The sequence below is a fragment of the Mesorhizobium sp. M8A.F.Ca.ET.161.01.1.1 genome (assembly GCF_004792105.1).
GTDB lineage: Bacteria > Pseudomonadota > Alphaproteobacteria > Rhizobiales > Rhizobiaceae > Mesorhizobium.
In genome coordinates this window covers 1-342 of sequence record NZ_SRTD01000238.1, presented here as the reverse complement: position 1 = coordinate 342, position 342 = coordinate 1, and the positions used below count along the sequence as shown (strand labels likewise).

Sequence of the window (342 nt, the reverse complement as noted above, 5' to 3'; positions counted from 1 at the left end):
AAGCTCCCGTATCGACTGCCAGGCATCATCCTGACGCACGCGGTTGATGACATCGAAGATGGACAGGAAAAGTTTGTTGCCAGCGCTCTGGGCAATCTGGCGATGGAGCGAGCCATCCCATAATTCCTTGGCGTCGGCATCCGTGCTCTGACCGGTCTTTTCGACAAGGGCGCGCATACGCTCCACCTCGTCCGGCTTGGCGCGCATGGCCGCGAGCTGCGCCAGCTGCGGCTCGATGCGCAGGCGCACTTCCATGATTTCCATGAAATCCGTCCCGGCGACCAGTTCCGTGACCTGGGCGGACCAATCATCCGGTTTTTCACCCACAAAGGTTCCGGCCCC

Annotated in this window: 1 protein-coding gene; it reads right to left on the bottom strand. The window is 60.8% G+C overall.

Features of this window, described 5'->3' with window-relative positions; all coding sequences use genetic code 11:
* A partial coding sequence (locus EN804_RS35505) for an FCD domain-containing protein (protein WP_135922367.1) occupies positions 1-342 on the bottom strand: 342 nt, incomplete at both ends.